A 9,357-nucleotide genomic window follows, 5' to 3' on the forward strand; every position below is an offset into this window, starting at 1 on the left:
TCCAGTCCGTCCGCAACTACCCCTACGCCGTCACCACCCACAACCTCACCGTCAACCTGCTCCACACGTACTATGTGCTCGCGGGTGTCACCCCGGTTCTGGTGCATAACTGCGACACGGCAACGGTTCATGAGCTGAGTATGACCAAGCCAGCGCATGGTACGGAGGAGTCGCATCTCGCGCCGCTTCAGAGACTTTCAGATGAAGAATTTCTGCAAGCCGTAAACAGGCCGCATGATGGTCACTTCATCACGATTAACGAGCACAGCACTGTCGTGCAAGGAAATCACCGCGTGGCTGAGCTGATCCGAAGGGCGGAGAGCCCTGATCATAAGATCGACTGGACCACGAAGGTGGCCGTGCGGCGGCATCAAAGAGATTTGAGCATGTTTGATGACTTTGACGGAGGTGGCCCCCAAGGCGGCGTCAAGGATTTGCTTGATCTCTTCTAATGGATTGGCGGTTTGGGATGGGTGCTGCTCAAGTTGATCCCGACTAAATACCCCAGGCCCGACGTTGCGTACCCCATCTGGTGGAGGTGCTCCAGGATCCGAGAAGTGCATCCTTTCGCACACGGATGGAATTGCTGGTTTCGTCTGAACGGATTGACCGGCGCGGCTTCCATATCGTAATGCCATTTCTTGAAAATGGATTCAGTGCGGAGGGTGGGGAGCGTTCATTCAGGTGCTACATGTGGTTTCTTGAGGCCAATCGGAATGTCCGCACGTGTGTGCTGGTCGATATGCTTGACAGCCATCTGTCCGGATTTCGGCGAGTCAGTTCCGTGGGTCTTGAGAGGATTGTTCTGAATCTCTTGGGGGAACTCCCTATAGAGACGCTCTAGGAGTAAAAGCAGTAGGCCGCCCTACAGGGCGGCCTACTGCTTTTATGATCTTGTGTTGCTTGGGAGTTCCGGAGTGGCTGCCACGACGCCAGCCCGCGCTGCCCGACAGCCGACGACCGGGCGAAGACCACCTTTACCTACCACATCCCCTACTGGAGCGAATCCCGTCAGCAGTGGGTCGACGCCGGCGAACTGACATCCAGTCCGTCCGCAACTACCCCTACGCCGTCACTACCCACAACCTGACCGTCAGCTTCCTCCATACGTACTATGTGCTGGCGGGCACTACTCCGGTTCTCGTCCACAATTGCGGTGGCGAGATCACTATCTACCGGGGAGTTCCGGAGAATGACCTTCGAGGGAATGCGCATCCTGGATTTGATGAAGCGACTGACGGTGTGGCAAGGCCCCGAGGCGGCAATTTCTCAGCCGAGGACCATCATGCTGGACAAACCGACAGCCCGTTCGTCAGCTGGACCGTGTCACCCAAGGTTGCCTATCAAAGGGCGATAAGCGGAAAGTCCGGAAATGGCGTAGTGCTCACGGCGAAAATTCCCAGGGGGATGTCGCATGTTCACTCCAATGATCAATCATGGGTGCAATATCGGTCCGAACTTGAGGTGCTAGTTGAGGGAACGTTGACTGGCGAGGTAGAGGCAGTCTGGAAGGGGAAGAGATGAAAATAGTCGTAAGCGCCGACAGAGTAGCGGAGTTGCTGAAGAAATTCCGATGCAATAATCAAATGGAGAATATGGAACGGCTGACTGCAGTACTCTCTATCGATTCCGAAGGGTTTATCGGGGTCACTTTCCCGCCAGCCCGCGAGCTGCTCGATATTTATAGCTACCGATATTCGGTGGATGAAATTCGAGAATCTTACGGAGGGTGGGATAAATTCCTCTCAGTCCTCGATGGTAGGGATTCCCCCATTGGGATAGCGCCAGTGAAAGTCGGCGATCTCGCGGCAATCGTGCTATTTGACGAAGAGGTCAAAGAGGTCTTGGCTGTGCTGATAAGTACAGCCATCTGAGTGGAGTCCCGCAAGGCTCAGTTCCTGTTCCGGCCGGTGCATACCGGCCGGAATAGGGATTTCATTCAACCCTCTCGCGCGATGGGCTCGCCCCTTGGCTTGACGCCGGAGATATTCGCTCCGGTTTCACGGTTTGGCGCCAGGGGGTGTCGATATCACATCTTTTGATGATGAATGCGGCTTCAGTAAAAGTATCGAGATGGGCAAGAATATTAATGAAGCATGTGCCATCGTCGCCGAAACTTCGCCTACCTGGGTGATGTGATTCTGTGGTTCGTAAATATGCGGGCCAAGGTGTGCATGGGGATGAGTATCATATTTTTACGATGAATTCAGGTTTTCTGGGCAAATTCCACCTCAGTGCGTACTGTCGACCCCATGGCAATGGTGACGGATTGCAATGGATTATTGAAGACCATCGCGCGCGTTTCGAATGTTTCATCTGCACCCGGAGCTCCGCTTCTGCCGCCGGCGTCGTGTCGCGCTGGGTGATCGTGGTGTCACGCGGGTAGGACTGTGGCTGTCCTGAACGGGCGTTGCCGAGACATCGCAGGAGCCGCGAGTGGCCGCTTACCACGACAGTGACGGAGCCGAGCAGGTACCGGCGCAGGATGCCCCGCCGCCGCCCGCCGAACTGGTGGCGCTGGCGCGGGCGTACGGGGTGGACGTCCGGTACCCGGGGCCGGGCGGGCAGGCGGTGGGGGCGCGGACGCTGGTGGCGGTGCTGGGGGCGATGGGGGTGGCGGCCGGGTCGCCGCAGGAGGTGGGGGAGGCGCTGGAGCGTCACCGGGCCGGGCAGCGGGCCCGGTTGCTGCCGCCGTGCGTGGTGGTCCGGCAGGGGCGGCGGACGGCGCTGGACGTGCCGGCGGACGCCCGGTTGCGGGTGGAGCTGGAGGACGGCGGGAGTTGGGAGCTGCCGCGGGGGCACTCGCACTGGGTGCCGGGGGACCTGCCGCTGGGGCGCCACGTGCTCACGGCGGAAACCGGCACGAGGGCCGCGCGGGCCGCGCTGGTGGTCGCCCCCGAGCGGCTGCCGCAACTCCCGGGCCGCAGCTGGGGGTTCCTCGCCCAGCTGTACTCCGTGCTCTCCGAGCGCTCCTGGGGCATGGGCGACCTCGGGGACCTCGTCGAGCTGGCCCGGTGGGCGGGGGCCGGCCTCGGCGCGGGCTTCGTGCAGATCAACCCGCTGCACCAGGCACTGCCCGGCGCCCCCTCCGACCCGTCCCCGTACCGCCCGTCCTCGCGCCGCTTCGCCGACCCGGTGCACCTGCGGATCGAGGCCGTCCCCGAGTACGCCTACCTGACCGGCACCGGGCGCGAGCAGGCCGAGGAGCTGACCCGGCGGGCCACCCGGCTGCGCGACGAGGTGCTGGTCCACGACGCCCTGATCGACCGGGACGCCGTCTGGCTGCTCAAGCGCGAGGCCTTGGAGCTGCTGCACGAGGTGCCGCGCGGCCCCGGGCGGCAGGCCGAGTACGACGCGTACCGGCTCCGCGAGGGCGAGTGGCTGTACCGGCACGCGCTGTGGAACGCCCTGGCCGAGGAGCACGGCACCGACTGGCACCACTGGCCGAAGGGGCTGCGTCACCCGGACGGCCCACAGGTCGAGCACGCCGCCAAGGAGCTGGAGGAGCGGGTCGAGTTCCACCGCTGGCTCGCCTGGCAGGTCGACCAGCAGCTCGCCCACGCCCAGCGGGCGGCCCGCGAGGCGGGCATGCCGGTCGGCCTGATCCACGACCTGGCCGTCGGCGTCCACCCGGACGGCGCGGACGCCTGGGCGCTGCGGGACGTGCTGGCCGGCGGCATCTCGGTCGGCGCCCCGCCGGACGCCTTCAACGCCCACGGCCAGGACTGGGGCCTGCCGCCCTGGCGCCCGGACGCGCTCGCCGAGGCCGGCTACGCCCCGTACGCGGAGCTGCTGCGGGCCACCGCCCGGCACGCGGGGGCCCTGCGGATCGACCACGTGATGGGCCTGTTCCGGCTCTGGTGGGTGCCGCAGGGGCACCCGCCGACCGAGGGCGCGTACGTGCGCTACGACGCCGAGGCGATGCTCGGCGTGCTGGCGCTGGAGGCGCACCGGGCCGGGACGGCGGTGATCGGCGAGGACCTCGGCACGGTGGAGCCGGGGGTGCGGGAGGAGCTGGCGGCGCGCGGGGTGCTCGGCACGTCCGTGCTCTGGTTCGAGCGGGACTGGCGGGGCGACGGCGCGATCCTCGGCCCGGACCGCTGGCGGTCCGGCTGCCTGGCCACCCTCACCACCCACGACCTGCCCAGCACCGCGGCCCGGCTCTCCGGCGAGCACGTCGAGCTGCGGCACCGGCTGGGCCTGCTGGCCCGGCCGCTGGGGGAGGAGCAGGGGCAGGCGGCGGCGGAGCTGGCGGACTGGCGGGCCGAGCTGGGCCGGCTCGGGCTGCTGGCCGAGGGCGAGCCGCTGACGATGCCGGTGCTGTACCGCTTCCTGCGGGCCACCCCGGCGGAGCTGGTCGGGGTCTGGCTGCCGGACCTGGTCGGGGACCCGCGCCCGCAGAACCTGCCCGGCACCTGGGACCAGTACCCGAACTGGCGCCTGCCGGTCGCGGACGGCTCCGGCGACCCGGTCACCCTCGAACGGCTGGCCACCGCCCCCGCCGCCGGCCTGCTCGCCCGGCTCCTGGCCCCGCGCGGTTCCGCCGGGTCGGCCCCGAGGCACGTCCTCCCGTCCCGCCCGACCGACCCCGACGAGCGCGCCCCCGTAAGCGGCGGGTAAGTTGGAAACGTGGACAAGAGGAACGCTTTGCGAGCCGGCGCGGTCTCCGCAACGGTCACGCTGATGATGCTGCTGTCGTCGCCCGCCATGGCCTTCACCAGGGACGACGGTGATGACCCCGGTTCCGGCCTGAGTGTGGGCCAGACCCTCGGCCTGTACGTGTTTCTCCCGCTGGTCGCCTTCGCGGTGATCGCCGGTCTGGCGGGCCTGCCCTACGGCAAGGGCAAGAAGAAGTAGCACCCGCGCAGACGTCCCCAGGACTCGCACGACCCGCAGGTCCCGTACGACCTGCACGGCCCGCACCACCCGCAAGGCCCGCAAGACCCCGAAGGGGCGCCGGACGATCCCGTCCGGCGCCCCTTCGCGGTTGCGAGGAGACCGTCAGCGGCCGCCCGCCGCACGGTCGGCCGCCTGGGCCTTGAGCGCGCGCTCGACGCCCGCCCGGGCCTCGACGACCTGGCGCCGCAGCGCCGGGGCCGGCTCGGCCGAGGCCAGCCACGTGTCGGTGGCCTCCAGGGTCGCGGCCGTCACCTGGAGGGCCGGGTACAGCCCGACGATGATCTGCTGCGAGATCTCGTGGCTGCGGGTCTCCCAGACGCCCTTGACCGCCGCGAAGTACTTCGCCGCGTACGGCGCGAGCAGCTCGCGCTGGTCGGACTGCTGGAAGCCGGCGATGACGGCCTCCTGCACATAGTTCGTCAGCTTGTCGGACTCCACCACCGACGCCCAGGCCTCCGCCTTGGCCCCGGCGGTCGGCCGGGCGGCGCGGCAGGTGGCCGCGTGCTCCTGGCCGGCCGCGGTGTTGTCCCGCTCCAGCTCGGCGGCGATGGCGGCCTCGTCGGCCCGGCCGGTGGCGGCGAGGCGCACCAGCAGGGTCCAGCGCAGCTCGGTGTCCACCGCGAGGCCCTTGACCTCGACCGAGCCGTCCAGCAGCCCGGCGAGCAGGCCCAGCTGACCGTCGGTACGGGCGACCGAGGCGAGGGCGCGGGCCCAGGCCAGCTGGTGGTCGCTGCCGGGCTCGGCGGCGCGCAGGTGCTCCTCCGCGGCGGCGGCCCAGCGGTCGAGGCCCTGCTCGCGCCACTGCGGGTCGGTGTAGGCGTCGAGGGCGAGCTTGACCTGGCGGTGCACGGACTGCACCACGCCGATGTCGCTCTCGCGCCCGATGCCGGACAGCGCCAGCGCCAGGTAGTCGCGGGCGGCCAGCTCGCCGTCGCGGGTCATGTCCCAGGCGGAGGCCCAGCACAGCGCGCGCGGCAGCGACTCGGTGAAGCCGCCGAGGTGCTCGGTGACGACGGCCAGCGAGTCCTCGTCCAGCCGGATCTTGGCGTACGAGAGGTCGTCGTCGTTCAGCAGCACGACGGCCGGGCGGTGCCGGCCGACCAGCTCGGGCACCTCGGTGCGCGGGCCGTCGACGTCCAGCTCGATCCGGTCGGTGCGCACCAGCGCGTCGCCGTTCAGCTCGTACAGGCCGATCGCGATGCGGTGCGGCCGCAGCACGGCCTCGCCCTTGGCGCCGGCGGGCAGCGCGGGGGCCTCCTGGAGCACCGCGAAGGACTCGATCTCGCCGTCGGTGTTGAGCACGATCGAGGGCCGCAGCACGTTGATGCCGGCGGTCTCCAGCCAGGCCTTGGACCAGGCCTTGAGGTCGCGGCCGCTGGCCTCCTCCAGGGCGCCGAGCAGGTCGCTGAGCCGGGTGTTGCCCCAGGCGTGGCGCTTGAAGTACGCCTGCACGCCCTGGAAGAAGGCGTCCTGGCCGACGTACGCCACCAGCTGCTTGAGCACCGAGGCGCCCTTGGCGTAGGTGATGCCGTCGAAGTTGACCTGGACGTCCTCCAGGTCGTTGATGTCCGCCATGATCGGGTGGGTGGACGGCAGCTGGTCCTGCCGGTACGCCCAGGTCTTCATCTGGTTGGCGAAGGTGGTCCAGGAGTGCGGCCACTTGGAGCCCGGGGCCTCGGCCTGGCAGACCGCCTCGGCGTAGGTCGCGAAGGACTCGTTGAGCCAGAGGTCGTTCCACCACTCCATGGTGACGAGGTCGCCGAACCACATGTGGGCGAGCTCGTGCAGGATCGTCGCGGCACGGGCCTCGTACGCGGCGTCGGTGACCTTGGAGCGGAACACGTACTGGTCGCGCAGGGTGACGGCGCCCGCGTTCTCCATCGCGCCCGCGTTGAACTCCGGGACGAAGAGCTGGTCGTACTTGGCGAACGGGTACGGGAAGTCGAACTTCTCCTGGAAGTAGTCGAAGCCCTGCTTGGTGACCTCGAAGACGGCCTCCGGGTCCAGGAACTCGCGCAGCGAGGGCCGGCAGTAGACGCCCAGCGGCACCTTCTGCTCGCCGTTCTCGTAGGTGTCGAAGACCCCGACGTACGGGCCGGCGACGAGCGCGGTGATGTAGGTGGAGATCCGGCCGGTGGGCTCGAACGTCCAGACCCGGGTGTCGCCCTCGCCGACCGGCTCCGGGGTCGGCGAGTTGGAGACCACGACCCAGCCCTCCGGCACGGTCACGGTGAACGCGAACGCGGCCTTCAGGTCGGGCTGCTCGAAGTTGGCGAAGACCCGGCGGGCGTCCGGCACCTCGAACTGGGTGTACAGGTAGGTCTCGCCGTCGACCGGGTCGACGAACCGGTGCAGGCCCTCACCGGTGTTGGTGTACTCGCAGTTCGCGACGACCCGCAGCTCGTTCTCGGCGGCGAGGCCCGGCAGCGGGATGCGGCTGTCGGCGAAGGTCGCCGGGTCGAGCCGCACGCCGTTGAGGGTGATCTCCTCGACGCTCGGGGCGACCAGGTCGATGAAGGTCTCCGCCCCCGGGGTGGTGGCGGTGAACCGGACCACGGTGGTGGACCGGAAGGTACCGCCCTCGCGGGCCGAACCGAGGTCGAGCTCGATGTCGTACGCGTCCACGTGGAGGAGGTCGGCCCGGGTGCGGGCCTCCTCACGGGTCAGGTTTGTGCCGGGCACTCGCTGCACTCCTTTGTCAGACTGATGGTCCGAATCCTCGCACGTCCAACGGACGGGGCGGCCGAAAAATCACAGGCGGGGCGGGCCCGGGCGATCAGCCCGTGCCCGCCCCGCCCGTGTCGGTCGCCGCGCGGCCCGCGACGAGGGGTCACGCCCCCGGGATCAGCCCCGGAGGCGCCCCGGCGTCACTTCTTCCACTTGGTCAGCGGACCGTCGCTGGCGCTGTAGCGGCGGAACGCGTAGACGGCGGCGCCGTCGTCCGAGACCAGGTACTCGGAGGTGCTGCTGCCGATGCCCATGCTGCTCGGCATCGTCATGGTGCCGAGGTCGGACATCGAGCCGTCGGTCGGCGAGAGCGTCACCAGCCGGGCCGGCTTGTTGTAGCCCTGGTCGACGATCGCGCGGACCTTGCCGTCCTTGTCGGTCCCGGCCACCAGGCGCATGTCGTTGCTCGTCGAACCGGAGTTGGCCGACCACAGCCGCTTGCCGGTGTTCAGGTCGTAGGCGTTGATGCCCGGCTTGCCGCCGCTGACCTGGACGTACAGCGTGGTGCCGCTGACCACGTTGCGGGTGAGGGCCTCGTTCTGGCCGGAGAGGCGCAGGCTGTCCGCGCCGGGCTCCTTGACGGACATCTGGGTGCCCGGCTTGTTGTCCTTGTCGAACGGCAGGACGTAGTCGCCCTGCGGGCCGTTGCCCATCAGCAGCACCAGCGGCTTGTCCTGGACGACCGAGTCGACCTCCTCGATGTTGCCGGTGAGGGTGATCGGGGTGCTGGCCGGCTTGCCGGTCTCGGCGTTGACGATGACCAGCTGCGACTTCGGGCCGCTGGTGCCGTAGCAGCGGTCGCTGACCGCGATCTGGGCGCCGGCCGCCTTGCCGCGCAGGACGCAGTCCTTGTCGCGCGGCTGGTACTGCCAGGCCGGCTGGCCGTTGGCGATGTTCAGGGCGGCGACGGCGTTGCCGCCGACGGCGACGACGTTCTCGGTGACGCTGAGGGTCGGCGAGGACATCCGGTCGGCCGAGACCTTGACGCTCCAGAGCAGCTTGCCCTGGGTCAGGTCGATGGCGCCGACGGTGGAGCAGTCGCTGTCACCGGTGTTGAAGGAGACGGCGGCGACGCCCTTGGAGTTGGCGGCGTACGAGGCGGTGCACAGCTCCTTGCTGCCGGCCGGGGCGGCGATGGTCCACGCCTCCTTGCCGTCGGTCAGGTTGAAGGCCCTGATCCCGGAGCTGTCGACGCGCACCGCGAGCTTGTCGGTGCCCCAGACGCCGAGCATCTGGTTCGAGCTGTCCGCGTTGGCCGGCTTGGGGGCGCTCCAGGCGACGTTGAAGGTGGCGCCCTTGGGAGCGGGGCCGGGGGTGGGGCCGCTGCTGGTCCCGCCGTTGTCGGTGGTGCCGGTGCTGACCGGGTCCGGGCCCGGGTCGGGGGCGGGCTTGGGGTCCTTGAGCAGGACGACCAGGGCGACCACGATCGAGATCGCCAGCACGCCGCCGATGATCCCGCCCCACAGCATCACCGGGTTGCGCTGCTTGGGCGCGACCGGCGCGACGGGGTAGCCGTACCCGGGCTGCTGCGGGTAGTTGTAGCCGCCCGGGTTGTAGGCCTGCCCGGCGTCCGGGGCACCGTACGGGGCACCGGGGACCGGGTCGTACGGGCCGACCGGCGCGGCACCGGGCGGCGGCGGGGCCTGGCTGGGGAACCCGGGCGCGGTCGGCGCGTACGCCGCGTACTCCGGGCTGCCGACCGACGGCTGCGCGGGCGGCTGCACGGGCGGT

General features: G+C 68.8%; 6 protein-coding genes. 4 read left to right on the forward strand and 2 right to left on the reverse strand.

Annotation, left to right across the window (positions count from 1 at the left end):
- The 4 genes from AE652_RS22885 to AE652_RS22895 form a co-directional block, all read left to right on the forward strand.
- The coding region (locus AE652_RS22885; RefSeq protein ID WP_049654471.1) for a hypothetical protein at positions 1-452 on the forward strand (452 nt) is incomplete at its 5' end.
- 1,068 nt (positions 453-1,520) lie between these two features.
- Positions 1,521-1,874 (forward strand): hypothetical protein, encoded by a 354-nt coding sequence (locus tag AE652_RS46515; RefSeq protein WP_159028529.1) that lies wholly within the window; start codon positions 1,521-1,523, stop codon positions 1,872-1,874.
- 562 nt (positions 1,875-2,436) lie between these two features.
- Positions 2,437-4,620 (forward strand): 4-alpha-glucanotransferase, encoded by a 2,184-nt coding sequence (gene malQ, locus AE652_RS22890; RefSeq protein ID WP_049654472.1) that lies wholly within the window; start codon positions 2,437-2,439, stop codon positions 4,618-4,620.
- Between the two features lie 9 nt (positions 4,621-4,629).
- Positions 4,630-4,857 carry a hypothetical protein gene (locus AE652_RS22895; RefSeq protein ID WP_030238515.1) on the forward strand — a complete coding sequence of 76 codons (228 nt, stop codon included), beginning with the start codon at positions 4,630-4,632 and terminating at the stop codon, positions 4,855-4,857.
- Positions 4,858-5,001: 144 nt separating this feature from the next.
- Here the strand turns inward: AE652_RS22895 and pepN are convergent, their stop codons facing one another.
- Entirely contained in the window at positions 5,002-7,581 is a 2,580-nt protein-coding gene (gene pepN, locus AE652_RS22900) for an aminopeptidase N (RefSeq protein ID WP_049654476.1), read from the reverse strand.
- Positions 7,582-7,766: 185 nt separating this feature from the next.
- The coding region (locus tag AE652_RS22905) for a PQQ-binding-like beta-propeller repeat protein (RefSeq protein WP_159028530.1) at positions 7,767-9,357 on the reverse strand (1,591 nt) is incomplete at its 5' end.

The sequence above is a fragment of the Kitasatospora sp. MY 5-36 genome, from assembly GCF_001182915.1.
Lineage (GTDB): Bacteria > Actinomycetota > Actinomycetes > Streptomycetales > Streptomycetaceae > Kitasatospora.